This is a genomic window from Cnuibacter sp. UC19_7 (assembly GCF_042699995.1).
Lineage (GTDB): Bacteria > Actinomycetota > Actinomycetes > Actinomycetales > Microbacteriaceae > Cnuibacter.
Genome location: NZ_CP170560.1, coordinates 3,225,797 through 3,252,415, shown reverse-complemented (window position 1 = coordinate 3,252,415; position 26,619 = coordinate 3,225,797). Strand labels below are relative to the sequence as shown.

The 26,619-nt window shown below is 72.1% G+C and carries 21 protein-coding genes; 12 read left to right on the top strand and 9 right to left on the bottom strand.

Annotated elements, in window-relative coordinates; genetic code table 11:
* Positions 1-33 precede the first annotated feature (33 nt).
* Both ACFJGV_RS15515 and ACFJGV_RS15510 read left to right on the top strand, forming a co-directional pair.
* Positions 34-996 (top strand): cation diffusion facilitator family transporter, encoded by a 963-nt coding sequence (locus ACFJGV_RS15515; RefSeq protein WP_378144885.1) that lies wholly within the window; start codon positions 34-36, stop codon positions 994-996.
* On the top strand, positions 993-1,721 hold the full coding sequence (locus ACFJGV_RS15510) for a glutamine amidotransferase (RefSeq protein WP_378144884.1): 729 nt from the start codon (positions 993-995) through the stop codon (positions 1,719-1,721). The genes ACFJGV_RS15515 and ACFJGV_RS15510 overlap by 4 nt, the downstream gene beginning before the upstream one ends.
* A 103-nt stretch (positions 1,722-1,824) precedes the next feature.
* Here the strand turns inward: ACFJGV_RS15510 and tadA are convergent, their stop codons facing one another.
* On the bottom strand, positions 1,825-2,307 hold the full coding sequence (gene tadA / locus ACFJGV_RS15505) for a tRNA adenosine(34) deaminase TadA (RefSeq protein ID WP_378144883.1): 483 nt from the start codon (positions 2,305-2,307) through the stop codon (positions 1,825-1,827).
* A 71-nt stretch (positions 2,308-2,378) separates the two neighbouring features.
* Between tadA and upp the strand changes: the two genes are divergently transcribed.
* The gene (gene upp, locus ACFJGV_RS15500) at positions 2,379-3,011 is read left to right on the top strand and encodes a uracil phosphoribosyltransferase (protein ID WP_378144882.1); all 633 of its coding nucleotides are present in this window, start codon (positions 2,379-2,381) and stop codon (positions 3,009-3,011) included.
* Between the two features lie 280 nt (positions 3,012-3,291).
* Here the strand turns inward: upp and ACFJGV_RS15495 are convergent, their stop codons facing one another.
* Positions 3,292-4,776: an MFS transporter gene (locus ACFJGV_RS15495; protein ID WP_378144881.1), complete on the bottom strand. Its 1,485-nt coding sequence runs from the start codon at positions 4,774-4,776 to the stop codon at positions 3,292-3,294.
* Between the two features lie 457 nt (positions 4,777-5,233).
* On the opposite strand from ACFJGV_RS15495, the gene ACFJGV_RS15490 reads away from it, so the two are divergent.
* On the top strand, positions 5,234-5,938 hold the full coding sequence (locus ACFJGV_RS15490) for a winged helix-turn-helix domain-containing protein (RefSeq protein WP_378144880.1): 705 nt from the start codon (positions 5,234-5,236) through the stop codon (positions 5,936-5,938).
* Between the two features lie 110 nt (positions 5,939-6,048).
* Here ACFJGV_RS15490 and ACFJGV_RS15485 read toward each other — a convergent pair whose 3' ends face one another.
* Positions 6,049-12,909, bottom strand: coding sequence for a DUF5979 domain-containing protein (locus ACFJGV_RS15485; protein WP_378144879.1), 6,861 nt, complete (start codon positions 12,907-12,909; stop codon positions 6,049-6,051).
* Positions 12,797-13,771: an isopeptide-forming domain-containing fimbrial protein gene (locus tag ACFJGV_RS15480; protein ID WP_378144878.1), complete on the bottom strand. Its 975-nt coding sequence runs from the start codon at positions 13,769-13,771 to the stop codon at positions 12,797-12,799. Before ACFJGV_RS15480 ends, ACFJGV_RS15485 begins: the two co-directional genes overlap by 113 nt.
* Positions 13,772-14,056: 285 nt before the next feature.
* Between ACFJGV_RS15480 and ACFJGV_RS15475 the strand changes: the two genes are divergently transcribed.
* On the top strand, positions 14,057-16,648 hold the full coding sequence (locus ACFJGV_RS15475) for a LuxR C-terminal-related transcriptional regulator (RefSeq protein ID WP_378144877.1): 2,592 nt from the start codon (positions 14,057-14,059) through the stop codon (positions 16,646-16,648).
* On the opposite strand, the gene ACFJGV_RS15470 is transcribed toward ACFJGV_RS15475, so the two are convergent.
* Both ACFJGV_RS15470 and ACFJGV_RS15465 read right to left on the bottom strand, forming a co-directional pair.
* Positions 16,599-17,882, bottom strand: coding sequence for an MFS transporter (locus ACFJGV_RS15470; protein WP_378144876.1), 1,284 nt, complete (start codon positions 17,880-17,882; stop codon positions 16,599-16,601). The genes ACFJGV_RS15475 and ACFJGV_RS15470 overlap by 50 nt on opposite strands.
* Before the next feature lie 248 nt (positions 17,883-18,130).
* On the bottom strand, positions 18,131-18,790 hold the full coding sequence (locus ACFJGV_RS15465; protein WP_378144875.1) for a dihydrofolate reductase family protein: 660 nt from the start codon (positions 18,788-18,790) through the stop codon (positions 18,131-18,133).
* Positions 18,791-18,903: 113 nt separating this feature from the next.
* On the opposite strand from ACFJGV_RS15465, the gene ACFJGV_RS15460 reads away from it, so the two are divergent.
* From ACFJGV_RS15460 to ACFJGV_RS15445, 4 genes are all read left to right on the top strand, one after another.
* Complete coding sequence (locus tag ACFJGV_RS15460; RefSeq protein WP_378144874.1) at positions 18,904-19,410, top strand: GNAT family N-acetyltransferase; 507 nt, start codon at positions 18,904-18,906, stop codon at positions 19,408-19,410.
* Between the two features lie 87 nt (positions 19,411-19,497).
* On the top strand, positions 19,498-20,712 hold the full coding sequence (locus ACFJGV_RS15455) for a histidine kinase (RefSeq protein WP_378144873.1): 1,215 nt from the start codon (positions 19,498-19,500) through the stop codon (positions 20,710-20,712).
* Positions 20,700-21,356 carry a response regulator gene (locus ACFJGV_RS15450; RefSeq protein ID WP_378144872.1) on the top strand — a complete coding sequence of 219 codons (657 nt, stop codon included), beginning with the start codon at positions 20,700-20,702 and terminating at the stop codon, positions 21,354-21,356. The genes ACFJGV_RS15455 and ACFJGV_RS15450 overlap by 13 nt, the downstream gene beginning before the upstream one ends.
* Before the next feature lie 44 nt (positions 21,357-21,400).
* Entirely contained in the window at positions 21,401-22,228 is an 828-nt protein-coding gene (locus tag ACFJGV_RS15445; protein ID WP_378144871.1) for a DUF4097 family beta strand repeat-containing protein, read from the top strand.
* A 69-nt stretch (positions 22,229-22,297) separates the two neighbouring features.
* On the opposite strand, the gene ACFJGV_RS15440 is transcribed toward ACFJGV_RS15445, so the two are convergent.
* The 3 genes from ACFJGV_RS15440 to ACFJGV_RS15430 are packed head-to-tail and all read right to left on the bottom strand — an operon-like array spanning position 22,298 to position 24,306.
* On the bottom strand, positions 22,298-22,822 hold the full coding sequence (locus ACFJGV_RS15440) for a ribonuclease H (protein ID WP_378144870.1): 525 nt from the start codon (positions 22,820-22,822) through the stop codon (positions 22,298-22,300).
* A 9-nt stretch (positions 22,823-22,831) separates the two neighbouring features.
* Positions 22,832-24,070 (bottom strand): type II toxin-antitoxin system HipA family toxin, encoded by a 1,239-nt coding sequence (locus tag ACFJGV_RS15435; protein WP_378144869.1) that lies wholly within the window; start codon positions 24,068-24,070, stop codon positions 22,832-22,834.
* Complete coding sequence (locus ACFJGV_RS15430) at positions 24,067-24,306, bottom strand: helix-turn-helix domain-containing protein (protein ID WP_378144868.1); 240 nt, start codon at positions 24,304-24,306, stop codon at positions 24,067-24,069. The genes ACFJGV_RS15435 and ACFJGV_RS15430 overlap by 4 nt, the downstream gene beginning before the upstream one ends.
* A gap of 106 nt (positions 24,307-24,412) precedes the next feature.
* Between ACFJGV_RS15430 and ACFJGV_RS15425 the strand changes: the two genes are divergently transcribed.
* Genes ACFJGV_RS15425 through ACFJGV_RS15415 form a run of 3 tightly spaced genes read left to right on the top strand, consistent with a single transcriptional unit; the run spans position 24,413 to position 26,481 of the window.
* On the top strand, positions 24,413-25,156 hold the full coding sequence (locus ACFJGV_RS15425; RefSeq protein WP_378144867.1) for an MSMEG_4193 family putative phosphomutase: 744 nt from the start codon (positions 24,413-24,415) through the stop codon (positions 25,154-25,156).
* A gap of 9 nt (positions 25,157-25,165) precedes the next feature.
* Positions 25,166-25,726, top strand: coding sequence for a DUF3090 domain-containing protein (locus tag ACFJGV_RS15420; protein ID WP_378144866.1), 561 nt, complete (start codon positions 25,166-25,168; stop codon positions 25,724-25,726).
* The gene (locus ACFJGV_RS15415; RefSeq protein WP_378144865.1) at positions 25,723-26,481 is read left to right on the top strand and encodes an SCO1664 family protein; all 759 of its coding nucleotides are present in this window, start codon (positions 25,723-25,725) and stop codon (positions 26,479-26,481) included. Before ACFJGV_RS15420 ends, ACFJGV_RS15415 begins: the two co-directional genes overlap by 4 nt.
* The last annotated feature ends 138 nt before the right edge of the window (positions 26,482-26,619 follow it).

Sequence of the window (26,619 nt, the reverse complement as noted above, 5' to 3'; positions counted from 1 at the left end):
TGGCGACATCGTAGGACGGAAGAGGTGCGTGAAGTGAGCTCATCGGGCGGCGGCAAGGCGATCCTGGCGGCGCTGGCGGCGAACATCGGCATCGCGATCACCAAGTTCATCGCGTTCCTGTTCTCGGGCTCGTCATCCATGCTCGCCGAGTCCATCCACTCGCTGGCCGACTCCGGCAACCAGCTGCTGCTCCTTCTCGGCGGGCGCCAGTCGCGGAAGAGGGCCGACAAGGAGCATCCGTTCGGCTACGGCCGCGAGCGCTACGTGTACGCCTTCGTCGTGTCGATCATCCTGTTCTCGGTGGGTGGCGTGTTCTCGATCTACGAGGGCATCGAGAAGGTGACCACCCCGCATCCGATCGAGAACGCCTGGCTGCCGATCGTGGTCCTCGTCATCGCGATGGGGCTCGAGGGCTTCTCGCTGCGCACCGCGATCAAGGAGTCGAACCCCTCGCGCGGCCGCCAGTCGTGGATCCAGTTCGTGCGGCGTGCGAAGGCGCCCGAGCTGCCCGTCGTGCTGCTGGAGGACACCGCCGCCCTCACCGGTCTGCTGTTCGCCTTCCTCGGCGTCGTGCTCTCGACCATCACGGGCAACGGGCTGTGGGACGGCATCGGCACCCTCTTCATCGGCGCCCTCCTCGTGCTGGTCGCGATCGTGCTCGGCATCGAGACGAAGAGCCTCCTCGTCGGCGAGGGCGCGAGCGACGCCGACATGGCCGCGATCGAGAAGGCCATCACCGACACCCCCCGCGTCGACCGCCTCATCCACGCGAAGACGCTCTACCTCGGCCCCGACGAGCTGCTGCTCGGCGCGAAGATCGCGCTCGCGCCCGACTCCGAGCTGCGCGACGTGGCCGAGACCATCAACGAGGTCGAGGAGAACGTGCGTGCCGCGGTCCCCCTCGCCCGCGTGATCTACATCGAGCCCGACGTGTACCTGCCCCCGGTGTCGCAGGCGCCGAACACGGAGGCCATCGTCGTGAAGAGCTCGGATTGAGCCGATCGGCCGACGCGCTCCGGTGCGTCGTCATCCGGCACGAGCAGAAGGTCGCGCTCGGCAACATCGAGCCCGTGCTCGTCGAGCACGGCTACACGATCGAGTACGCGGATGCCGACAGCCCCGACTTCGCCGAGTCCCTGACACGGGCTCGCGACGCCGACCTGGTCGTGGTGCTCGGGTCGGAGCGGGCCGTCTACGAGGAGCACGCGTTCCTCTCGCCCGAGCTCGCCTTCCTGCGGTCGCGCCTGAGCGCAGAACGGCCGACGTTCGGCGTCTGCTTCGGCGCGCAGGTGATCGCGGAGGCGCTCGGCGGCGACGGCACGGTGCGGCGCGGGCCGGCGCCCGACGTCGGGTTCCGTGCGATCGAGCCCACCGCGAGCGGACTCGCGTCGCCCGTGCGGCACGTGGTCGACGTGCCGATGGCGGAGTGGCACGGCGACACCTTCGTCCTGCCCGAGGGCGTGACGCTGCTCGCGTCGTCGAGCGCGTACACGAACGAGGCCTACGGGATCGGCTCGTGGCTGCTCGCCCTCCAGTTCCACCCCGAGCTCACGGCGCCGATGCACGAGGAGTGGGTGGCCACGGGCCGCGAGTACCTCGACGCGGCGGGCCTCGACGAGGCCGCCCTGCGCGCGGAGGCCGCGGAGCGTCTCGACGCGCAGCAGCGCGCCTCCCGCGCCCTCGTCGCGGAGTACCTCGAGGGCCTCGCCCCCGCCCGCTGAGCCTTCCGGGCTCTGTCCACGTTTCCGTCGCGAATCGCGGTTCTTCCGACGGAAACCTGGACAAAGCCCCGCCCCGGCCCGGCTCAGCCCGGCCCGGCCCGGCTCAGCGGGTGCGGAAGAAGTCGGTGAGGAGGGCGGCGCTGGCCTCCGCGTCGACGCCGGCGACGACCTCGACCGTGTGGTTCAGGCGGCGGTCGCGGAGCACGTCGTAGACCGAGCCCACCGCGCCGGCCTTCTCGTCCCACGCGCCGAACACCACGCGCGGGATCCGGGCCGAGAGGATCGCGCCCGCGCACATCACGCACGGCTCGAGCGTCACCACGAGGGTGGCGTCGACGAGCTGCCAGTCGCCTATCTTCCACGCCGCCTGCCGCAGTGCGACGATCTCGGCGTGCGCGCTCGGATCCTGCCGCAGCTCGCGCTCGTTGCGCCCGACTCCGATCACCTCGCCCGCCGCATCGAGCACGATCGCGCCCACCGGAACGTCGTCGGTCTCGAGGGCCGCCCGGGCCTCGTCGAGAGCCAGAGCCATCCAGGCCGAGATGTCCTCATCGGGGGGAAGGGGACGTGCGTGGCGGCCCGGCATCGCGCTCCCCTCGTCAGACGACAAGCCATTATGCCCCTCGGCCGCCCCGGGCGGTCCAGTAGATTGTGAGGATGCGCATCCACGTCGCCGACCACCCGCTCATCACCCACAAGCTGACGGTCCTCCGCGACGAGACGACACCGTCGCCCACCTTCCGGGCGCTCACCGAGGAGCTCGTCACCCTGCTGGCCTACGAGGCCACCCGGAACGTGCGTGTCACCCCGATCGACATCGTCACCCCCGTCACCACGACCACCGGCGTGACCATCGCCGAGCCGCGTCCGCTCGTCGTGCCCATCCTCCGTGCCGGGCTCGGGATGCTCGAGGGCATGACGAAGCTGCTGCCCTCCGCCGAGGTCGGCTTCCTGGGCATGGTGCGCAACGAGGAGACCCTGGAGCCCACCACCTACGCCGAGCGCCTGCCCGACGACCTCTCCAGCCGCCAGTGCTTCGTGCTCGACCCGATGCTCGCGACCGGCGGATCGATGGCCGCCGCCATCGAGTTCCTCTTCCGCCGCGGCGCCACCGACGTCACCGCGATCTGCCTGCTGGGCGCCCCCGAGGGCGTCGAGGCGCTCGAGAAGGCCACCGAGGGCCGCGACGTGACCCTCGTGCTGGGCGCCCTCGACGAGAAGCTCAACGAGAAGGGCTACATCGTCCCCGGCCTCGGCGACGCCGGAGACCGCCTCTACGGCGTGGTTTGAGCGGCTGCTTGTCTTGTGCGCCGCCGCCCCTGCGGCGCACCGCGCGATCTGTCGACGCACTCGCGCTTCTGCCGCCCTCGGCGTGAGAGGCGGCGTACACGCCGCCGCCTCTCACGCGTGACGAGAAGGCGTGCCGTCGCCGCACGTGAGATGGGTTGGAGAGAGTGTCAGGCGCAGGCCGGGGCGCACCTCCGCCGACGCTCGTCACGGGATTCCGCCTAGTCCCCGCCTATACGGCGCCGGTGTCCCGTATTCCGTGATGAGCGACGGACGCCGCGGCCTACGACGCGGAGCGGGCGTCGCCGCGCTTGCGCTGGACGAGGTCGACCACGCCGACGGCGAGGGAGACCAGGAGGAGGCCGAGGGCCACCCAGAAGCCGTTGCGGAAGCCGTCGGAGAAGGCGTCCGCGGTCTCGCGGGAGGGCTCGGAGTAGATCGTCGAGAAGAAGACCGCCGTGGTGGCGGCCGTGCCGATGGCGGTGCCGACGCGCTGACCCACCTGCTGCATCGAGCCCGCCACGCCGCCCTCCGTGGGCGGCACCTCCGCGAGGGTGAGGGTCTGGTTCGGAGACACCACGAGTCCGCCTCCGATGCCCGCGACGAACATGGCGCCCGCCATCCAGTACGGCACCGTCGGGTCGGCGGGAACCTCGGCGGCGATCAGCAGCAGCACGAGCCCCACGATCGCGATCGCGAGCCCCAGCACCACCAGGGAACGCCCGTAGCGCCCCACGAGGCGCCCCCCGATGAGCGACGACGCCGCCGAGGTGACCGCGAACGGGATGCTCACCATGCCGGCGAACACGGGTGCCAGCCCGAGCCCCTCCTGCAGCAGGAGCGTCGTCAGCAGGAAGAGCGAGGGCAGCGCCGCGAACCACGCCGCGACGAGCAGGATGCCGTTCCGGTACGACGCCACCCCGAACAGGCTCAGCTGGATGGCGGGGCTCCGCCCGCTGCGCTCATACCGACGCTCCCACTGGATGAAGAGCGCCACGAGCAGGGCGCACGCGGCCAGCGAGAGCCACCGCCACGGGTTGTCGTGGCCCTCCCCCGAGGTGAGCACGAACGGCAGCATCAGCGCCAGCACGGCGAGTCCGAGGAGGATGATCCCGATCGGGTCGAGGTTCCGCTTCCCCGGCTCGTGCGGCTGAGTGCGCGGCAGCAGCTTCGCCGCGAAGACGAGGGCGAGGATGCCGAGCGGCACGTTCATCCAGAACAGCCAGCGCCACCCGTCGGTCGGCCCGCCGAGGGCGATGAGGAGGCCGCCCAGCGTCGGACCGAGGGCCACCCCGACGCCGATCGTCGCGCCGAACACCCCGAACGCACGCCCGCGCTCAGGCCCCTGGAAGAGCTGCTGCACCATCCCCAGCACCTGCGGCATCTGCACGCCCGCAGCGAGCCCCTGCACGATGCGGGCGACGAGGAGGAACTCGATGCTCGGGGCGAGGGCGCACAGGATGCTCGCGGCCGTGAAGGCGCTCAGCCCGATGAGGAACATCACCCGGCGCGAGTAGAGGTCGCCGAGCCTCCCCGACGGCACGAGCGCGAGGCCGAAGGCGAGGGCATAGCCGGCCACGATGATCTGCAGCTGCGACGAGTCGGCGTTCAGAGCCGACTCGATCGACGGCAGCCCGACGTTCACCTTGGAGAGGTCGAGGATGGTCAGCGCAGCGACTCCCACGCAGACCGCGAAGGCCTGCCAGCGCTGCTTGTCGTTCCCGATGTCGGAGCCTGTCGAGGTCGTGTCCATCGGATTCGTCGCCATCGGCCCCACCGTACTCCCGGTACAAGGGTTGACACAGCCACCGTGGTCCGCTTGAATACAGCGCATGACTGACAACGCGCGCCCCCTGACCTCCTTTGAGGCGATCGGGAACGCCGGCATGATGATGGCCGGCGGCGTCGTCATGTGTTGTCGAATGTGCCGCTGAGGCGAATCCGCAGCATCGACTGCATCCGCTGAGCGCCAGGCCCACGCCGTTCCCTCACTGAACGGCGGTCGCTCTCAGCACGCCGAGCACCGTCTGTCCGCAGGAAGGTCCTGCCGCAGCCTCTGAGTGCTCCCGCATCCCGCGCTTCCCCCGGCCCCTCTCCTCGAGGCGGTGGGCAACAGAGCGGATGCGATCCACCCGTCGCGACGTCCGCGTCGGGCATCAGCGCACATCCGCCCCTCCGCCGCGTACGCCGCGAGCGAGGGGCCGCACCCGAAGGCAGCCATCATCATGTCCCTCGCACTCGACACCCGCCCCGCCGCCACCGTCACCCCCCTCCGCCGCGCCGAGCCGCCGGCGCCCGCCCCGCGCATCCGCGCCGTGCCCGACGGCACCGAGGCCCGCGGCTTCGTGCTCTACGTCGGCATCGACGAGGCCAAGGCCCTGGCCGACGGCACCTCGCTCGCTCGCATCGTCGAGCAGCTGAAGGCGCTCGCCGCCGAGATCGCGCCGTCGTCCGAGACCTACGCCGCCGTCGCCCTCGCCCCGCGCGAGGCGGGCGGCCGCGACGTCGACGTCGTCCGTCTCGCCCTGCAGGACCCGGCCGCGCTCGCCCAGCAGCGCGCCGAGACGCTCGACGAGAGCGCCGACCGCGCCCGCGACGGCGTCGTCATCGACCTCTCCCGCAAGCGCGTCCTGCTCGACAACGTGCAGGCCGGCCTCACCTACAAGGAGTACGAGCTGCTCCAGTACCTCGTGCTCCGCGAGGGTCGCACCATCGAGCGCGCCGAGCTCATCTCCGCGCTGTGGAGCGAGGCCGACGCTGAGGAGGCCCCCAACGAGCGCACCATCGACGTGCACGTGCGCCGCCTGCGCGCGAAGCTGGGCGACTACGAGGAGATCGTCCGCACCGTGCGTGGCGTGGGCTACCGCTTCGACCGCCACGCCGACGTCTCGGTGCGCCACACCTCCACCCCGTCGCCCGACCTCATCTGAGCCCCGGCGCCCGGCGCCAGCGTCCCTCGTGTCGCGCACGCAGAACGGGCCGGTCAGCCGTGAGGCTGCCGGCCCGTTCTGCGTGTCAGACGGTCACCCGGTCGGTCGGATCAGGCCAGTCGCCTGCGCCGGTACGCGAGCAGCACGAGCAGTACCGCGCCGATCAGCAGCGGACCGCCTCCGACCATCATGAGCACCGCTCCTCGCGACCCGGTGTCGGCGAGGTCGCCCGGCAGGACCGGGACCGTGATGACACTGTCGGCCTTCGCCACCGTGTCACCGGGGTGACCGGGCACCGACGGCGGCAGCCAGGGCCCTGGGGGCGTGCTGATCGTCGCGGTGTTCTGAAGCGTCCCCGCCGTGGTCGCGACACCCGTCACATGGAACGACCGAGATCCGCCGACGGGCAGCGAGTCGATCGTCCAGGTGAGCGTCGCGGCACCGGTCGCATCCGACCCCGTGGCTCCCGCCGGGTCGACCGAGGTGACCTGCAGGCCGGCCGGCAGCACGTCGGAGACGGTGACGGCGGTGGCGTCGATCTGCCCGGCGTTCGAGACGGTGATCGTGTAGGCGAGAGTGTCGCCCACGAGCGCGGCGGCCTTGTCGACCGTCTTGGCGAGGGTGAGCTGCCCGACGTCGAACCGGTTGGTGATGGTGACCGTCACCGGGCCGGCCGGGTCGCCGTCGGCGAGCACCGTCACGGCGCCGTCCTCGGGGTCGAGCGTGGTGTCGACCGCGAGACCCGCGTCGGTCTCGGTGACGACGCAGTCCGCGCCGGCGATCAGACCGTCGAGCGTCGCCGTCCAGTCGTCGTCCGCCGAGAGCGTCACGACGCCGTCGTCCGGCAGGTCGATCGGGGTGACCACCCCGTCGACCAGGTACTCGCACACCACCTGGGCGGTGAACGGGCCCTCGCCGAACAGCTCGACGCCGTCTCCGATCCGCTTCTTGTCGATCACGAGCGATCCGGTGAGGAAGGTGTTCGTGATCGTCGCCTCCGCCGCCGCGCCGTTCGGCACGGTGACGAGCGCCTGGGAGGGCGAGGCCGGGTCCGCCGGGGTGAAGGCGACGGAGGAGGCCCCGCCGGTCTTCGTCTCGGTGATGGTGCAGGATGCGCCCTGGATCAGGCCGCCGACCGTCGCCTGGTAGCCGTTCGCCCCATCGAGCACGACGACACCACCGCCGGGGAGCGGGATGGTCAGCGTCTGACCGTCCTTCACCCAGGTGCAGGTCACCTGCGCGGTGAAGGGGCCGGCGCCGTAGGTCTCGGCTCCCGCTCCATCGCGCACCTTCGTGACGTGGACGCTGCCCTCGTTGAAGGTGTTGGTGACGTCGACCGTGACGGCTCCGAGGGTCGCCGTGCCGGTCGGGCCGGGGATGACGACGGTCGGCTGGTCGATCTCGGTCTCGTTCGCGCCGCCGTCGACGGTCTCGCTGATCGCGCACTGCGTTCCCGCGGGGAACACCTCGGGCACGGTCGCGGTCTGTCCGCCGGTCACCACGAACGAGTCGCGGTAGACCTCGGCGCCGCCGTAGCTGCAGACCACCTGCAGGGTGAACGGACCGTCGCCGTACTCCGCTCCGCCGGCGCCGTCGACCGTCTTCGTGACGGCGAGGGTGCCCGCCGCGTACGAGTTGGTGAACGCGATCGAGTTCGCCCCGGCGGTGAGCTCCACCGCGGCCGTCTGACCGGATCCGGGGACACCGTTGGAGACGGTGCTCACGCTCGTCGCGGCGTCGGAGTCGGACTCCGTGATCGCGCAGTCCGCGAGCACCGGCAGGCCGGAGATGGTCTTCGACCCTCCGTCGGCGAGCTGGAACGTCGCGTCACCCGCCGCCAGGGCGATCGGGCCGCCCAGAGCGGTGGTGCACACGGCCTGGAAGGTGAACGGTCCGAAGGACCCGACGGTGGCCTCGGTGGAGACCGCCTTCGTCACCACGAGCGACGTGAGCGCGTAGTCGTTGGTGATGGTCGCCTGCTGCGCGGCCGGCACCGGGTCTCCCGCGCCGCCCGCCGTGCGGATGAGCACGGAGGTCGGGGCGACCGTCCGCGTCGACTCGCCGTACGAGCCGGGCTGGCCCGCCTCGGCGATCGCGCAGTCCGCACCCAGCGGGATGCCGTCGATCCGCGCCGTGTAGGAGTTCGCGGCGTCGAGCGTCAGCGTCCCGAAGGAGCCCATGTCGACCGGCGCACCTCCCGCGACGGTGCACGTGACGTCGGCCTGGAACGAGGTCGGCGCGTAGGCGCTGCCCGCTCCGGTGACGGCCTTGGTGACCTGCAGCGATCCTGTCGGCATGATGACGCCGGCCTTGATCGGCGAGCGCGAGAACTGTCCGCCGCCGACGAGGTCGGCCACGGCGCCGTTCTGGTTCCACGCGATGGCGTCGCTCACGGGCACGGTGACCGGCGCACGGTCGGCGTCGTCCGCCGAGGCGGGGACGTTGACCGAGCGGTACTTCACCGTCACGGCCTCACCGGGCGAGAGCTCCGGCAGGTGGTTGTCGGCACGCACCGTGAAGTCGATGGTGATGCGGAGACCGGTGACGTCGGCCCACGAGCCGGCGAAGGCCGAGGCCGTCGTCCACTGGCCTGCTGGCGGATGCTCGGAGCAGTCGGGATCGCTCGGCCACGCCGACGTCCCCGTGCCGACGCACACCTCGGGCGCGGGTGCCGTCGTGACCTCGATGAGCGGGGTCACCCCGGCCGGGAGGCCGACGACGCTGATGTCCGAGAGCCCGGTCAGCGCCGGCGTGTACGTCGATCCGCGGCTCGCGCCGGTGGCCAGCAGGCGGTCGCCGGCGAAGGGCAGCGGGTCGACGATGGTCAGTGCGCGGTAGCCGATGGTGCCGCTGTTCTGGGCCATCAGCTTCCACTCGTCCACGCCGCCCACGACGGTGTTCGCCGCACAGGGCGACCGGTAGAAGCCCTCCGCGTCGGCGACGCAGGCGGCGCCGGGTGCGGTGACGTTCTGCGCACCGGAGACCAGCGGGTCCGCGGGGTCGACCGGGTCGACCACGTCGCCCTTCACCGACTTCGTGGTGAGGAGGGAGGCGCCGGGGATCGGCTGCACGTAGTTGGTCGTGCCGCACTCGGTGCTGGGTAGCCCGGCCACGATGCCCTGTCCGTTGCCGGACGTGTTGGTGCACGCGGTGAGGGTCTGCGCGGTGGTGACGACGAACCGGTTCGTCGCCCGCTGGTTGCTCATGAGCCCCGGCTGCAGCACGATGCCCGCCTGGATCGTGAACTTCTCCCCCGGCGCCATCGTCCGAGCGTCGGCCGGCCAGGTCAGCGACAGCTGACGGGTGGCCGAGTCGTACGCGGTGGTCGGCGACGTGGAGAGCGTCCCACCCGTCGACGTGGAGAAGGTGAGCGGTGCGCCGTCCCACTCCAGGCTCGTCGGCAGGGTGTCGACGAGCGAGCCGACGGTCAGGTACCCGGTGCCGCTGTTGCGGAACGTGAGAGTCCACAGGTTCGGGTCGCCGGGCAGCACGGTGTGCACACCGGCCTGCGGATCCTTCGACACGTCGATCGAGAACGACCCGGCATCGAGGGTGACCGAGTCGGTGGCCGAGGCGTTCGCATCCGGGTAGACCGTCGGATCCTCGAAGCGGTGCGAGTTCGTCGTCACCTCGTTGTCGATCGAGCCGGGGAACACGATGGGTGCACCCGAGACACGGTCGGCGGCGCGCAGCACCACGGGCAGCGAGATGGTGGTGCTCCACGGCTGCGGCGGTGCGGTGTTCGAGAACAGGGCGGGCGACCCGTTCACGTCGCGGGTGAACACGAAGCGCAGGCCCATCACATCCTCGAGGCCGGCGCCGGCCGGGAGGGTCGGCAGCGCAGGAGTCGCCTGCGCGCCGGTGGTGTACCAGTCCCCGGCTCCGTTCACCTGCACGCCCACATCGACGCGGTTCGCGCCGGCCGGGAACACCACATCGGATGCGGTGAAGCCGGTGAGGGCGAACGCGTTCCAGAACTCGGGGTCGACGTCCTGGACGGTGACCTGGTTGGTCGGCACGGTCTGGTCGCCCTGGGTCGCCCCGAGGGTCATCCGGATCGGCTGTCCTCGCTGCGCCTCGAGCACCGAGTCGGGCGAGAAGGTCTTCGACGCCGTGACGCCGAGGTTGCCCTTGAGCAGCTGGATGGAGGCGTTCGCGCTGTCGCTCGGCGTGCTGCCCACCCCCGAGGGGAAGAGCACCGGGTCGTACGACTGCCCGAAGGCGTAGTTGTCGACCGCGAACGGGACGACCGTCGTGCCGGGTTGGCTGCGGAGGTCGAGACGGAGCTGCGTGTGCAGCGTCATCGTCATCGCCGCGGAGCCGATGCCACCGCCGCGGGTGGCGGGGTCGGTGCCCTGGTAGAGCACGCTCACGCCGACCACGTCGGTGAGGGCGCTCGCCGCGAGGCCGTCGGCCGCGTCGACCGAGAGCTGCTGGGTGCTCAGAGTGCCGTCGGCCGCCCGCTTCCACAGGGTGACCGTCGACTGGCCGCGATCGACCTGGCCGGTGTTCACCGAGAAGTCGAGGCCGGTCAGCGTGAACCGCTCGAACGTGTTGGTGACCGGGTCGTAGGTCGCCGAGGCGTAGGGGTTCTGGCCCCAGTCCGCCGGGCCGGTGACGCACTGGCTGAGCGTGCCCGCCGTGCAGGTCATCGGGTCGGAGACGCGGATGTAGGAGGCGCGCGACGCCGACGTGTTCTTCGCCGTCACCGTGAAGTCGTTCGTCGGGTAGGTCGCGGGATCGACGTCACCGCGCTGCGGGATGACCATCTGCGACTTCTGAGAGGTCTTCGTCACGTCGACACCCGGGGGCTGGTCGATGAGCGCGACGGTGTCCTGAGCCCCGCGCGGACCGACCGGGGTGCCGTTCTGCACTCCGGACACGCCGACCGTGTTGACGATCGAGCCGGCCGCTGCGTCGTTGAAGGTCTGCTTCGCGGTCACCCACGGGTTCTGCAGGCCGTCCGGCACCCGGACGGTGTTGCGGAGCTGCCAGACGAGCCCCAGCGGGCGGGCGCTGCCCGTCGCGCTCGTCGAGACGCCCGAGCCGACCGGCGGGGCGAGCGGGTTCGTCGAGCCGGTGCGCGCGGCATCGTTGGGCGTGATGGTGAAGCGCACGCCGGTGGTCGACTTCTGCTGCGCGGAGGTGAGGGTCGCTCCGACGAAGCCGTTCGACCCCATCCAGCCGCCGGAGGGCGGCGTGAGCGCCACCCACTGGTTCGTGGTGCTGTCGTAGACCTCGACCGCGCTGATCGTGTCGAAGCGCAGCAGCGGATCCTGGGTGTACGTCGTCGGAGAGATCTTCACCAGGTCGAACGCCTGGAAGACCGTGGAGCCGGGCGTGGTCTCGCCGCCGTTCGCGTCGGCGACCACGACCTGCGAGTACCCGGTGGAGGTCACGCCCCAGCCGAGGCGCGTGGCGCCCTGGTCACCGGACTGCGAGCTGAGCAGGTCGAGGCTGCGCGAGAAGTCGGCCGTCAGCCACTGCTTCGACGCCAGGAGCGTGCCCACGCCGTCGTTCGAGACGATCGAGGCGGGAGCGGTCGCCGTCACCGGCGTGCTCTCGATGGGGCCGCGGCCGGGCACCTGGGCCTTGCCGACGGCGACCTCGGTGTTGACGTAGGTCGACGGGCCGGCGTTCGCCACCGAGGTGGGGGCGCCCCCGTCGCGCTGCGTGGCCCGCGCCTGGTAGACGAGGTTCGGGCTCACGCTGGTGCCCTGCGCGAACCCGTCCGGGTTCGTGAAGGTGAAGCGGATGCCGGTGATGACCGGGACGAGCGCCGGGTCGATGCTGTCCTGCACCACCCGCGTGGCCGCCTGCGCCGGGTACTCCTTCAGGGTCTGCCAGGCGGAGCCGTCGGTGGTGTACTCGACGAGCAACGCCGATCCGCCCAGCACCTGCGTGGGCGCGATGGCCAGCGGGTTGAAGGCGTTGTAGAAGCCCTTCGGATCGCTGCCGGCGCCCGCCCACGCATCCGTCACCACGATCTGGGTCGGGTTGACGAACGCGGAGTCGGTGCTGGTCGCGGTGGGGAGCTGCGCCACGACGGTGGCGCCGGGCGAGACGGCGCCCTGGGGCTGGATCGTCTTCGCGGTGGTGAGCGAGATGTCCGGCGTGAAGACCTGGAGGTCGGCGGTGTCGCCGGCCGAGGCGGAGCCCACGGCGTTGCTGCCGGTGACCTCGAGTGCGTTCGTGAGGCGCTCGAACCCGTCCGCGGGGGCGGGGGTCACGAGGTCGACGGTGGGCCGGATGCCGAACTGGGCGACCGTGGTGCCGCCGGTCGGGATGGCGCCGGCGAACGTGAGTCCGAAGCCGGTGAGGTGGGTGCCCGCCGGGGCGGTCGGCGCGACCGGCGTGCTGCCGTCGGCGAGCGGGTCGACCACGCTCGACCCGTCGCTGAAGTACCAGGTGATGGTCGTGCCCGCCGCGACGGCGCCCTCGGGGTAGGAGATGGGCGAGACGAAGCCGTCGAACAGCACGAGGTCGGTGAAGAAGTCGCGGTCCTCGAGCGTGAGCGCCGAGAGCGGACCGTTCGAGGTGTTGGTGCCCGAGATCGTGGCGCGCGAGACGAAGCCGGCCGGGATGCGTGACGGGGTGATCGTCTTGTCGGCCGCCACGCTGACGGTGAGCGCGCCGACGGAGTACGGAGCGGAGGCGGTCTTCGACACGTCCGTCTGGCCGGGCACGTGGACGCTGCCGGTGACCTGGTTGGTGACCGAGCCGCCGCCGTTCAGCGCGGCACCGGACTGACGGTCGGTCGCGCGCTGCGCGACGAGGAGCTGCACCGAGCCTGCGGTGCCCGAGGGGGCGATCGTCGCGCCGGTGGTGGAGGAGTAGACGAGGCGGATGCCCGCGACGTCAGGGGCCGAGACGCCTGCGGGGAGCGCGATGCCGGCGGGCGGCGCCGGGGAGCCGGTGACCCAGCGGTAGACGTTCGTCACGGGGTCGAGCACGTAGGCGTCGACCTGCACCCGGTCGGCGCCCGCGGGGAGCGCGACCTGGCCGAATCCGGTGAAGTCGACGAGGTGGAACGGGTTGTCGGTGCCGATCCCCGGCCTGCCCGTCGACCGCGCTGGAGGGATCCTGCGCGGTGAGGGTCTCGGCGGGCAGGTTGGAGGTGTTCTGGTTCGTGAGGGTGATCGTGGAGGCCACGCCGGGCTGGTACTGCTGGGTGGACGGGGCCCAGGTCTTGCCCACCGCGGTGTCGATGCGGACGGGGATGGCGACGGTCACGTCGGCGGAGGCGCTCACCGGGTCGGCGGTCGTGGCATCCGCGGACGCGGTGTTCTTCACGGCGACGCCGTTCGAGGGCCAGCTCGCCGGGAGGTCGGCGGGCACCTTGAGGGTGAGCGACACCTGGTAGGTGACACCCGCGACGATGCCCGTCCCGCCGCCCGGCAGCGTCTGCTGGAAGGCGGCCTCGAGCGTGCAGTCGGCCGTCACGACGGTGTCGCAGCCGTCGAGCGTGAGGGTGGCCGGCTGGCTGGCCGGCACGACCTGCTTGGCGAGGATCGGGAAGCCGGCCCAGGCCGCGGGAAGCGGGTCGGACATGGTGGCGTCCACGCAGTCGTTGTCGTTGCAGCCGACCGAGATCGTGTAGGTGAACTCGTCGTCGGGGTCCACCGTGACGCTCGGCTGCCCGTCGACCACCTTGCTGATCACGAGCGCGGCGTCGGCCGCGTAGGCGGGCGCGGCGACGAAGAGCCCGCCCAGCACCAGCGCGAACACTGCGGCGACGGCCAGCCCGAAACGGGTCCGCCGCAGTCCCGTCAGGGGGGAGCGGTTCAGCGTTCCCCCGGGCTGCCGATGACCGTTCTCTCTCGGTGCTGTCACGTCCGTCGTCCTCCGTAGCGCTGCGTGCGTCGGGGGACAGCACGCACACCTCGAAGAGCCGACGGTCCTGCGGGTGCGGCTCCTCGAGGCGCCGGCGCTCGGGTCGATGAGCGCGGGATCCCCCTCGATGCGCAGTCGGGTCCTGCGCTGTGGCGACGCTATCGACCGCGAACACGGCCTCCTCGGCGAGGGAGCGCGACTTCACCCGCGAATTCACCCGCTACGTCGACAGGGGTCGAGGAGGGGCCGAATACACTCGCTCGAGGAGAACCGGGGAGGGTCGCGATGGCGGTTTGGGGTGTGCCCCGCATCCCCGCGACGACGGTGGACAGGCCGCGGCTGCGCCGATCCCTCGACGGTCCAGAGGCCCTGGTCACCATCCTCGGACCGGCCGGATACGGCAAGACCGTCGCGGTGGCGCAGTGGGCTGCCGCCGTCGACGGCGGCGGAGTGTGGACGCGTGTCCGCGACCGCGACGTCGACTCGGCCGCGTTCGTGCACGACCTCGCCGGCGAGCTGCTCGCGTCGGGCACCGTGCCCGCCGGGAGCCCGCTGAGGCACCTCGGCGAGGCCGTCACCGCGGGCGCCGATCCCTGGGAGCTGCTCTGCCGCGCGCTCCGCGACGCCGGGGACCTCGTCCTCGTCGTCGACGACGTCGACCGGCTCACCGACTCGGCGATCGACGGCCTGATCCGGCTGACCGAGGACCTTCCCCGCATCCGGGTCCGGACCACCGCCCGGCGCAGGACCAGATTGACCGAGCCGGGACTGGCGCTCACCCTCGACACCTCGGTGGTCACGGTCGACGATCTCGCGTTGACCGACGACGAGGCCCGGGCCATCCTCGGCCCGGAGGCGGATCCCTCGACCGTCGAGCGGGTGCGGGAATGGGGCGGGTCGCCCCTCATCGCGCGGGCGATGGCGAGCGGATCCGCCAGCTCGCCGGGGCGGCAGGATGCGGCCGACCGCGCGTTCTCCTCACTGCTCGACGACCGCATCCAGGCCGAGGCGTGGGACCCTGAGCTCGTCGACTTCCTCTCGAGGACCTCCGTCGCCGACGCTCTCACGCTCGAGCTGGCGACGGCGCTGGCGCCCCGCACCGATCCGGAGCGGATGCTCGCCCGGGCGGAGGAGGAGGGGCTGGGACTGTGGACGGGCTCGCCCTCGCGCGGAGAGCAGTTCCGGTACTCGCCGCCCGCCCGGGAGGCGTTCGCCCGGCTGCTGCAGCAGCGCCACCGCTCCGAGGTGCGCCCCCTCAACCTCGTCGCGGCCGAGTGGGAGGCCGCCCACGGTCAGCCCTACAGCGCGCTCGAGCGGGCGGTGCGCTTCACCGACTGGGCCCTCGCCACGTCGGTGGTGCGCGAGAGCTGGCACATCCTGCTGCGCAACCACAGCCTCCAGGTCAGGGACCTCTTCGTCAGCGTGCCACTGTTGACGCTGCGCCGGCTCCCGCTCATCGCGATGATCCTCGCGCTGATCTACAACGCCCGGCGCTCCCACCGGCTCAGGGCGCTCGAGCTCTTCGCGCTCGCGAACTACGGCGCGAGCCGACAGTCCACGAGCGCACGGCCTGCCGACCGTGCCCTCTTCGCCGGCGTGCAGACCGCGGCGCTGCGGGTCAGCGGCCGGACGAAGCCCGCCCTGGCGGCGGCCGAGCGGACCTACGACACCCTCGTGTCGATGAGCGACGAGGACCGCGACCGGCTCGGCCCCAACGAGCCCACGCTCTACAACCAGGCCGGCACCACGTTCTTCTACGGCGGGCGCACCGAGCTCGCCCTCGACTCGTTCGCCCGCTCGACCGCGATCGGCGACGCGAGGGGCCTCACCGCCGGGATGATCGGTCTGGCGATGACGGCCGGCGTGCACGCGACCTCCGGTGACATGCCCGAGGCGGAGAGCTCCGTGGCGGAGGCCGACACCCGCGACTGGCCCGAGGGCTGGCTCACGGGATATTCGGGGAGCTTCTACCGGATCGCCCGCGCCTTCCTCGCGATCGAGTCGTTCGACATCGCGGAGGCCGACCGGAACCTGCGCATCCTCGACCCCCACCGCGAGACGATCGAGCACTGGCCCCTGCTCGCCCACCTCGACACGCTCGTGCTCCTGCTCGACGGCCGACCGGAGGAGGCCCTGCTGCGGCTCGAGACCACCATCCGGACGCAGCGCCGTCGTCAGGGCTCCTCACCTTTCACCACCGATCGGCTGCAGCACACCGTCGCGCTCGCGCATCTCGGGGCGGGCGATGCCGCCGCGGCCGAGCGTGCCCTCGGCGCCGGCGACGACCCGCGGCTCGCGGTGTCGCTCGCCCGCATCTCGCTGGCGCGCGGCCTGCCCGACGACACGCTGAAGCGTCTGCAGCCGGGGACCGGCGCCTCCGGTTCCTCCCGGTCGCGCGGGGAGGCCCTCGCCCTCACCGCGGCGGCGCTCGCGCTGGTCGACGACGACCGGGCCGCGCTCACCGCGGGTCGGGCCGCTCTGGCCTTCCTCGGCGAGCGCGGTCTCCGCCTCCCCCTCGCCCTGGTGCCGCGATCGGCACTGGAGGCGCTCGCGGAATCGTTCCGGCGGAGCGGTGCCCCCGAGCTCGCCGATGCGATGGCCCCGGCGATGGAGCGCGCGTTCATCTCCGGGGGCCTCACCAGCATCCGCCTGACACCGCGCGAGATCGAGGTCGCCCGCCGCCTGCCCACCCACCCCACGCTGGGGGCGATCGCCGACGACCTCTCGGTCTCGCCGAACACGGTGAAGACGCAGTTGCGCTCGCTCTACCGGAAGCTGGGGGTGACGAGCCGGGGTGAAGCGCTGGCGCGGTTGGCCGTGCTCGGCGTCACCGCAGCGCAGGAGCGGTCGGATCCGCCGCCGTCCGACCGCGGGTGAGCACCCCGCGGAGCGCCGGCAGGGGCAGCAGCGCACCGACCGCGACGACCGCCGCCGCCAGGCACAGTGCGAGATAGTCGTCCGGCGCGCCGCTCACCGGGTCGGCACCGCCGATCAGGAGCAGGGCGCTCGCGATCGCCGGGGTGATCGTCGCGGGCAGCGTCTCCGCGACGTTGAGGATGCCGAGGTACGAGCCGTGCCGACCGGCGGGGATCGCCCGCAGCGCCATGGCCAGGTCGACCGCGTAGAACGCGCCGAGCGCCAGCCCGCCGAAGGCGGCCCCCGCCACGAAGAGGGTCGTGTCGGAGCTCACCCCGCGCAGCAGCGCGGCGACCGCGAGCCCGAGCGCGGCGGCCACGAGGAACGGCCGGTAGTCGCCGCGACGCCCGGCCAGGAATCCCGACCCGATCGCCGCGACCACGATGGCCGCTCCCCCGGCGAACGTCATGAGCGCGACCACGGGGCCCGCCGCCTCGGGTGAGATCCGCATCCGATCGCTCACGAGGAACAGGGCGAACGAGGTGACGAGCCCGAACGAGAGGTGCATGAGGGCGCGCTGCACCCACACCGCGGCGAAGGGCCGCAGGGCGCGCAGCTCCTCACCACGCGGCAGGTGCGGGCGCCCGCGAGGCGCGACGCTGCCTGCCGCGAGCGGCGGATCGCGCAGGACGACCACGGCGGCGACCACCACCATGACGGCGGCCGTGGGCATGAAGAGCACCACGAGGACGATGTCGCCGGGGAGCACCCCGGCGAGCACGAGCGGGGGAAGCGTGCCGAGGAACGCGCCGGCGCCGAAGATCCCCGAGGCGGAGGCCCGGCTGCGCTCCGAGACCCCGTCGCCGAGGAGAGCGGCGACCGCCGCGAGCGAGGCGTTGTACGCCGTCTGCGCGAGGGTCCACGCCACGGCGAGCAGCGGCACGGAGGGCGCCACCACCAGCAGCAGCGAGGCCCCCCAGCCCACGAGCACCCCCGCGAGGAGCCAGGGCCGACGGCGGCCGAGGCGACCGCGGGTGCGATCCGAGAGCACTCCGAACAGCGGGTTCGCGATGAGCGCGGCGAGGGCGCCGCAGGCCGTGACGAACGCGAGGGACGGCGCCCGCTCCTCGACCGGGACGAGCTCGGCGATGCGGAGCGGCAGCGCGGTGACGACCGGTGCGGTGAGCGACCCCAGCACGACGAGGTTCATCAGCGCGTACCCGACGATCCGCCCCCGGTCGGTTCCTCGCTTCACGGGGAACAACGATAACGGCCCGGGTTCCTCACCCTCACGTACGAGGGGAGCGCGAGAAGGTGAAGTCGCGGGTGAATTGGTGCCCGCACCCAGCCTCCGGGGAGGGACGTCGGCACAGAATGGATCACGAGTCAGACCCGGTCAGCCCCATCACACGAGCTGTACTCGTCTTTCTCACCGAGGGCCTCCATCCACCCCCACCCGGATGGAGGCCCTCGGCTTGTCCGGGCCACTCCCGCCGACCAGTCTCAGTCGCGCCCGTCGGCCGCGCTCAGTCGCGTCGGCGCGACCACATCTGGTGCACCACACCGCTCGGGGTGGCGACCGACTCGATCCGGAAGCGGGAGTCGATCCCCCTCGAGCCCGTCCCACAGGCGCTCGCCGCGACCGAGCACGATCGGGGTGATCACCAGGTGCATCTCGTCGACGAGGTCGGCGGCCAGGAACTGCCGGACCACGTCGACCCCGCCGCCGATCCGCACGTCCTTCTCACCCGCGGCCTCCTGCGCCCGCTGCAGCGCCTCCTCCGGAGAGGTGTCGAGGAAGTGGAAGGTCGTGCCGCCCTCCTTCTCGATGCTCGGACGGGGATGGTGGGTCAGCACGAAGACGGGGGTGTGGAACGGCGGCTCGTCGCCCCACCAGCCCTCCCACCCGTCGTCCGGCCACGGCCCGCGCTGGGGGCCGAACTTGTTGCGGCCCATGATCTCGGCGCCCACCGCATCCCACCCGAACCGGGCCAGCGCGAGGTCGATGCCCTCCGGCCCGGGCGGGCCGAACATCCCGATCGGGAAGAACCAGCCGTGCAGCCGGTGTCCGGCGTGACCGAACGGCTCGTCGAGGGTCTGTCCCTCCCCCGTGCCGAAGCCGTCGACCGAGATCGAGAAGTTCTGGATGCGCACCTTCGCCATCCGACCACCCTGGCCCGCCGGCACGCCCCGTGTCGAGAGCGGATCCGGTTCCCCGCGCGTCGGGTCGGCCAGACGGCCTTGTCGGGGCGGCCCGGCGACGCCACGATGGTCGGATGAGCACCACGATCCGCCCCTGGACCGACGCCGACCTGCCGCTGCTCGTGGGCGCGAACGATCCCGCCATGACCGCCCACCTCGGCGGCCCGGAGACCGAGCAGAAGGTGCGCGAGCGCCACGCGAAGTACCTGAGCCTCGTGGAGAGCCGCGAGGCGGGCATCTTCGCGATCGAGCTCGACGGCGTCGCGGTCGGGTGCGCCAACTGGTGGCAGTCGGAGTGGCACGGGGAGGACGTGGTCGAGATGGGCTGGTTCGTGGTGCCCGAGGCGCAGGGGCGCGGGGTGGCGGTGAAGGGTGTCGCCGCGGTGCTCGACGACGCCTGGCGTCGAGCAGACCGGCGCCGCGTGCTGGCGTTCCCCGCGGTCGAGAACGTCCCCTCCAACCGGGTCTGCGCGCACGTGGGCTTCGAGCGCATCAGCGAGGAGGACTTCCCGTACCGCGACACCGTCCTCCGCGTCGCCGTCTGGTCGCTCCAGCTCGGCGCGCCGCCCAGCGCGGACTGACGGGACGGCGTCCGGGGGTTAACCCCCGGATGCTTCGGGAGGACGGCCGCAGAGCGGCGGACGGGGACCGGCCCCTACCGTGGTGATGTGCGATCACGACTCCTCTTCCTCTGGGCGGCCGCCGCCGACCTCGCCCTCGACGCCATCCTCGGCGTGGTCTGGTTCACGGTGATGTGGGCGCTGCTCTGGACCGGCATCGGGCTCATCCCGCTGTTCGGGCTCGGCATCGGGCTGCTGTGGGTGACCGTCATCGTCGCCCGCGGCCTGCGCTTCGCCGAGCGCCGCCGCGCCGAGGTGCTCTACGGCGTCGCGATCGTGCCGCCTGTGGTGCGCCCGGCGCCCACGACGTTCGGCGCGTGGATCGGCCGCGTGTTCGTCGACACCTTCTCCGCAGAGTTCTGGAAGGGGATGCTGCACCACCTCGCCACGCTGGTGCTCGGCACCGTGTTCTGGGCCGCGATCACGCTCGCCATCGACGTCGTCGGCGCGGCGGCGCTCGGCCGCTTCGGCGCCCTCCTCTCCGCGCCGGCGCTCGTCGTCCTGGTCGGCGCGGTGGTGCTCGCCGTGCTGATCGCCCTCACCGTCGGTCTCGGCCTGCTCGACCGGCAGCTCGCGATCGTGCTGCTCGGGACGAGCGAGCGGGCGCAGCGCGCCCAGCTCGAGCAGCGCGTCGACAGACTGCAGGACGCGCGCCAGGGCGCCGTCGACTCCGCCGATCAGGAGCGTCGACGCATCGAGCGCGACCTCCACGACGGCGTGCAGCCGCGGTTGGTCTCGGTCGCGATGACACTCGGGATGGCCAGGGCACGCTTCGACTCCGACCCCGAGGGCGCCAGGGCGCTCCTCGACGAGGCCCACCAGGAGGCGAAGGAGTCGATCACCGACCTCCGCCACATCGCCCGCGGCATCCACCCCGCCGTGCTCGCCGACCGCGGCCTCGACGCCGCCCTCTCGGCGGTGGCCACACACTGCGCCGTACCGACGAGCGTGCGCGTCGACCTGCCCGAGCGCCCCTCGCCCGAGGTCGAGGCCGTCCTGTACTTCGCCGTCTCCGAGGCCCTGACGAACGTCAGCAAGCACTCCCGCGCCAGCCGTTGCTCGGTGGAGGTGACACGCGGGCCGTCCTCGGTCAGGGCGGTCGTCTCCGACGACGGCGTCGGCGGCGCGGAGGCGGGCCGGGGAGGCGGCGTCGGCCTGACGGGCCTCGTCGACCGTGTCCGTGCCGCAGGAGGGGCCGTCACCCTCGACAGCCCCGCCGGCGGACCCACCGTGCTCACCGTGGAGGTGCCATGCGCATTCTGATCGCCGAGGACCACGTCCTCCTCCGTGCCGGGCTGGAGCGTCTGCTCGGCGACGCGGGCCACGAGGTGCTCCCGTCGGTCGCCGACGCGGAGGGGCTGCTCCGCCGCTGCGCCGACGACCGCCCCGACCTCGCCGTCGTCGATGTGCGGATGCCGCCCACGTTCACCGACGAGGGCATCCGCGCGGCCGTGCTGCTGCGCTCGACGCACCCCCCGCTGCCGGTGCTCGTGCTCTCGCAGTACGTCGAGGAGCGCTACGCCGCCGAGCTCATCGCCGACGACTCCAGCGGACTCGGCTACCTGCTGAAGGACCGCGTCGCCGAGGTCGGTGACTTCCTCGCCGCCGTCGAGACGGTCGGGTCGGGCGGCACCGTGCTCGACCCCGAGGTCGTGTCGCAGATCATGATCCGATCACGGCGCTCCCGCGATCTCGACGCGCTCACCCCTCGCGAGCGAGAAGCCCTCGAGCTGATGGCGGAGGGCCGCTCGAACGGGAGCATCGCCGAGCGGATGCATGTCACCGCCGGCGCGGTCGAGAAGCTCGTCTCCGCGATCTTCTCCAAGCTCGGCCTCCCCGCCGAGGACTCCGGGCACCGCCGCGTCCTCGCCGTGCTCACCCATCTCGGCGTCGACGCCAGGCGCTGACGCCCTTTCCTCTCCTGCCGCCCACTCACGAACGGACACGCGCCATGACCACTCCCGCTCCTGCCCCGGCACCGCGACGCCCCGACCGCGCCCTCCGCGTCACGCTCCTCACGATCGGATCGGCGCTCGTCGCCGGCATGCTCATCCTCGGCGGAATGCAGGTGGCACGCGCCGCCAGCCACATCGACGGCGACGACACCGGCGTCTACGCGGTGTCGGCCGACGTGACCGCTCTGAAGGTCGACTCGAGCGCCTCCTCGGTCTCGATCGCGTACGGCGACGTCGACCTTCCCACGCTCGACTTCGACTCGGGCGGCTCCCCTCTCCGCCTGACGCAGCAGGTGAGCGGCCAGACGCTCATCGTGAAGGTGGGCGGCGACGGATGGTTGTCCTTCGGCTTCCTCAACGGGTTCCAGAACGCGTCGCTCGATATCACGCTGCCGCGCGCATCCGCACCCGTCACCCTCGACGTCGACTCGTCGGCCGGAGCGGTCGACGCCTCCGGCGACTTCGCCGACGTCGACCTGTCGTCCTCGGCCGGCTCGGTGACGATCGCCGGATCCGCGGACTCGCTTCAGCTGCACAGTTCCGCGGGCCGCGTGACGGGGACCGACCTCGACGTGCCGGGTGACGTGCGGGTCACGTCGTCGGCAGGGTCCGCCGCGCTGACGTTCACCTCGCTGCCGTCCTCGATGCGCGTGGAGAGCTCGGCGGGCAGCGTCCGAGTCGCGATCCCCGAGGGCGTCTACGAGATCCGCGCCGAGACCTCGCTCGGCTCGGCCGACGTGAGCGTGCCCAGCCGGCCGGGGGCGTCGCGCCTGTACTCCTTCGAGTCGAGCGCGGGCAGCGTCACGGTCGAGCCGGCGCGCTGAGCGCCGCGCACGCGGCCGGTCCTCCTCGGAGGGTCGGCCGCGTCGTCGTCTGTGCGGGTCGCCCGGGTGTCAGCGGGGATCGACCGAGACGTCGATGCGCTCCTGCCCGCGGTGCGACGACCACACGAGCTTCTCGCCCTGGGCCGCATGCTTCGCGGCCCGCACGGCGCGCTCGTCGGCCCACTCGTTGAGGCGGTGCCCGCGGTGGCCCCGCACGTGGGTCAGACGCACATCCGGCCGCCCGAGCGCCCGCCGCGCGGCCCGCGCGTCGATGAGCGCCTTGAGGATGTCGACGTTCTTGGCCGGCGCCCCGGTCGAGGTCTTCCAGCCCCGGCGGGCGTGCCCGTCCATCCACTTCTCATAGGTGTCGATCGCGTACTTCGAATCGGCCTCGATGGTGAGGTCGACGACGTGATCGTGGTCGCGGATCGCGTGGAGCAGCCCGAGCAGCTCGCCGATGTTGTTCGTCCCCTGCGGCAGCGAACCGGCCGACCAGTGCCCGTCCTCCGCCACCCACGCCCATCCGGTCGGCCCGGGGTTGCCCTTGCAGGCTCCGTCGGTGGCCACGGTGTAGGCAGCGATCTCGTCGGTCACCGCTCGACTCTAACCGCTCCGCTCCCGCGCCCCTGTCGCCCTGCCCTCGAGGAGGTTCGTCGTGAAGCGAACGGCGTCCTCCGCGATGAGGGGGTCGGCTCCTTCGAGCGGCGCCTCGTCGAGCGCGACGGCCCGCAGCTCCTCCAGCGCCGAGCCCACCACCTCGCGCGCCCGCCGCAACCCCCACCGCGTCAGCTCGGCCGAGATCATCTCGATCGTCAAGCACCGGTGCACGTACTCGCCGTCGATGGCCAGCGCGACCCGGCCGTCGATCCCAGCGAGATGCGTCATGGGCACCATGTCGTACGCGGGAGCGAGCCGGACGTCGCCGTCCGGCAGGTGCAGGAGGCCGAGATTCTTCGCGTGCAGGTCGAGGTTGCCGATCCCCACCGTGAACACCGCCATCCGCGCGAGGCGGTCGAGATCGGCGCGATGTCCGTAGCGCTCGACCACCTCGGCAATGCGCGCGAGGCTGACCACCCCGCCCATCTCCTGGTACTTCTGCGCCCCGCTCGCGCCGAGCGCCTGGTTGAAGTCCTCCTGGTGGATACGGGAGCCCTCCTCCCTGTCGAACCGTTCAATGACGAGCGCCGGGAGCCCGTCGAACTCGCGGACGGAGGTATCGTAGTCGAGCAGGCCCAGCCGTCGGCCCAGTCTCGCGCCGTACTCCTCGTCGTAGACCACGGTGGGGCGCGAGGCCAGCCAGGGCTTCAGGATATGGGTCGACGGAGAGCCGCCGACGACGCGGTTCCAGCCTCCCTCGGCCTGCGCCAGCACGATCTTGGGCTGCACACCCGCGAGCGAGGTCTTGCCGAGCACCGGCTCGTTGCCGAGGGGTGCACTCTGGGGATCCTCGAGCATCCGCCTGATGGCATGGTCGTCGACCGACTCGAGTCCCGGCGTCCGGGGCTCCGTCGGGTCATCCACGTCCCACAGCTGCACGGCGCCGGCGACATCACGCCCGTACGCCGCGAGGAACCTCACTGTGTCGCCGCGCCTGAGCCCGGCCTGGGCGAGCAGGTACTCGAGCTGATCGCCCTCGGGGAGCAGTTCGGCGAACCAGTTGCGACGCCGGGCGGCGTGGTGTCTCGGCTGCACCGGCGTGAGCGGCATTGCCACCGACAGGACTCGGCTCGTGAGCCCGAACTCCGCGAGCCCCTCCTCGCTCGGGTGGAAGTCGAACGTCCGGGCGTCCTCCCCGACGAGGTGGCCGAGCAGGGTGCCGTACAGCTCCACAGCGAGTCTCACGAGTCGGCCTCGTCGTCCCACTCGGCGCTCAGCGAGACGCCCGTCTCGCGCATGAGGTCGAACAGCCTGCGGGCGTAGATGGTCGTCCGGCCGGACTCGATCTCGCTGACCGAGCGCTGCGAGATCCCCAGACTGTCGGCGAGCTGCGTCTGCGACAGGCCGCGGCTCAGGCGGGCCTGCTGGATCACCAGGCCGAGATCGCTCGCGGTCCTCAGCCGCGCTCGCCGTTCAGCCATCGGCACCCCTCTCCGGAGAAACAGCCATCCCGGGTCTATTACGAATTCAGAATAGTCCGACTCCATCCGAAAATCCAGATAGACCACAGGGACGTAGGGTGGGGGGATGGCGACGGTGATCCTGCTTCGGCACGGGAGGACGGCGGCGAACGCGGCCGGAGTGCTGGCGGGACGCACGCCGGGTGTGCCGCTCGACGACGTGGGGCGGGCGCAGGCCGAGCGGGCGGCGGAGCGGCTCGCGGCCGTGCCGCTGCGGGCGGTCGTGTCCAGCCCGCTGGAGCGCTGCCAGGAGACCGCCGCCGCCGTGCTGCGCCGGCAGGCCGAGAGCTCGCTGACCGGCGCCGAGATCGACGAGGCCCTGTCGGAGTGCGACTACGGTGACTGGACGAACCGGCCGCTCAAGGAGCTCGCCACCGAGACGCTGTGGAAGATCGTGCAGTCGCAGCCGTCCGCGGTCGTGTTCCCGGGCGGGGAGTCGATGTCGGGGATGCAGAGCCGCGCGGTCGCGGCGATCCGGAGCCGCGACGCGCTGATCGAGGCCGAGCACGGGCCGGGGGCCGTGTGGCTGGCGGTGAGTCACGGCGACGTGATCAAGTCGATCCTGGCGGATGCGCTGGGCCTCCACCTCGACCTGTTCCAGCGGATCGCGGTGGGGCCGGCCTCGCTCTCGATCATCCGCTACGGCGCCGAGCGACCGGAGGTGATCGCCTCGAACACCGAGGCGGGCGACCTCGCCTGGCTGCACGGAGCCGAAGCCCCGGCCGGCACGTCCACGCACGTCGCGGACTCCACGCTGGGCGGCGGCGCCGGACACGCGGAGCCCGACCCGACCCCCGCGGAACGTACCTAGACTGGGCGCATGCCCACGATCGTCCACGAGTTCGACTGGCCAGACCGGGTCGTCATCGGCACCATCGGGCGCCCGGGAGAGCGCACCTTCTACCTGCAGGCCCGCACCGGCAAGCGGATCGTGAGCGCCTCGCTCGAGAAGGAGCAGTCCGCGCTGCTCGCCGAGAAGATCGACGAGATCCTCGACGAGCTCATGGTCAACGAGGGCAACGCGTTCAGCGTGCCGTCCACCACTCCCGTCGAGCTCATCGACGAAGCGCCCCTCGACCAGCCGGTCGACGAGCAGTTCCGCACGGGCGCGATCGGCCTGGGCTGGGACCCGACGACGGCGCAGGTCGTCATCGAGGCCTACCCCGTGCTCGACTCCGACGACGCGGCCGACGACGACAACCCCTTCGCCGAGACCGAGTCCCCGAGCGAGATGCTGCTCGTGCGCATCCCCGTCGGCACAGCCCGGGCGTTCGCCAAGCGGGCCCGCGAGATCGTCGCCTCGGGTCGCCCGGTGTGCCCGCTGTGCGGCATGCCGATCGAGGCCGGAGGACACGTCTGCGCCGCTCTCGACGGGTCGTGAACCCGCCGTCCGGCGAGCTGGAGCTGACCGGCCGGATCACGACCGCCTCCAACGCCACCTTCGTCGGCACCCTCGGCGAGGTCGAGGTGGTCTACAAGCCGATCGAGGGCGAGCGTCCGCTGTGGGACTTCCCCGGCGTCGTGCTCGCGCACCGCGAGGTCGCCGCGTACGCGGTGTCGGAGGCGCTCGGGTGGGCGGTCGTGCCGCTCACCTGGCTCGGCGAGGGCCCCTTCGGCGAGGGGATGCTGCAGCTCTGGCAGGACGTCGACCCGGCCGTCGAGGCGGTCGACCTGGTGCCCTCCGACGAGCTTCCGGATGCGGGCTGGCGCCGTGTCTTCGAGGGCCGCGACGACGACGATCGGCGGGTGTCCCTCATCCACGAGGACTCCGCCGCGCTGCGGCGCATGGCGGTGTTCGACGTGATCGTCAACAACGCCGACCGGAAGGGCGGGCACGTGCTCGCGATGTCCGGCGGGCACCGCTACGGCGTCGACCACGGCATCACCTTCCACGTCGAGCCGAAGCTGCGCACCGTGCTGTGGGGGTGGATCGGCGAGCCCCTCGCCGACGACGAGCTCGCCGCTGTCGCTGCCCTGCGCGCCGAGCTCGGCGGCGCCCTCGGCGCGTCGCTCGAGCCGCTCCTGGGCCCCGAGGAGCTCGCAGCCCTCGACGCCCGCTGCGCCCGCCTCCTCGCGGAGGCGGTCTTCCCCTCCCCCGCGGGCGACATGCCCCCGATCCCCTACCCCCTCTTCTGACCCCGAGCTCCGTCCACGGGGTTCCTGTCCCCGGGCTTTGTCCAGGTTTCCGTCGCGAAATCGCAGATCTCCGACGGAAACCTGGACAAAGCGGGAGGGTGACACGGGAACGAGAGCGCGGTCGAGCGCATGAGGCAC

Coding starts and splice junctions, on each gene's coding strand:
- ACFJGV_RS15490 (WP_378144880.1), top strand. CDS start 5,234: ATGTCCCTCGCACTCGACACCCGCCCCGCCGCCACCGTCACCCCCCTC.
- upp (WP_378144882.1), top strand. CDS start 2,379: ATGCGCATCCACGTCGCCGACCACCCGCTCATCACCCACAAGCTGACG.
- ACFJGV_RS15475 (WP_378144877.1), top strand. CDS start 14,057: ATGGCGGTTTGGGGTGTGCCCCGCATCCCCGCGACGACGGTGGACAGG.
- ACFJGV_RS15420 (WP_378144866.1), top strand. CDS start 25,166: ATGCCCACGATCGTCCACGAGTTCGACTGGCCAGACCGGGTCGTCATC.
- ACFJGV_RS15465 (WP_378144875.1), bottom strand. CDS start 18,790: ATGGCGAAGGTGCGCATCCAGAACTTCTCGATCTCGGTCGACGGCTTC.
- ACFJGV_RS15425 (WP_378144867.1), top strand. CDS start 24,413: ATGGCGACGGTGATCCTGCTTCGGCACGGGAGGACGGCGGCGAACGCG.
- tadA (WP_378144883.1), bottom strand. CDS start 2,307: ATGCCGGGCCGCCACGCACGTCCCCTTCCCCCCGATGAGGACATCTCG.
- ACFJGV_RS15445 (WP_378144871.1), top strand. CDS start 21,401: ATGACCACTCCCGCTCCTGCCCCGGCACCGCGACGCCCCGACCGCGCC.
- ACFJGV_RS15430 (WP_378144868.1), bottom strand. CDS start 24,306: ATGGCTGAACGGCGAGCGCGGCTGAGGACCGCGAGCGATCTCGGCCTG.
- ACFJGV_RS15495 (WP_378144881.1), bottom strand. CDS start 4,776: ATGGCGACGAATCCGATGGACACGACCTCGACAGGCTCCGACATCGGG.
- ACFJGV_RS15460 (WP_378144874.1), top strand. CDS start 18,904: ATGAGCACCACGATCCGCCCCTGGACCGACGCCGACCTGCCGCTGCTC.
- ACFJGV_RS15450 (WP_378144872.1), top strand. CDS start 20,700: ATGCGCATTCTGATCGCCGAGGACCACGTCCTCCTCCGTGCCGGGCTG.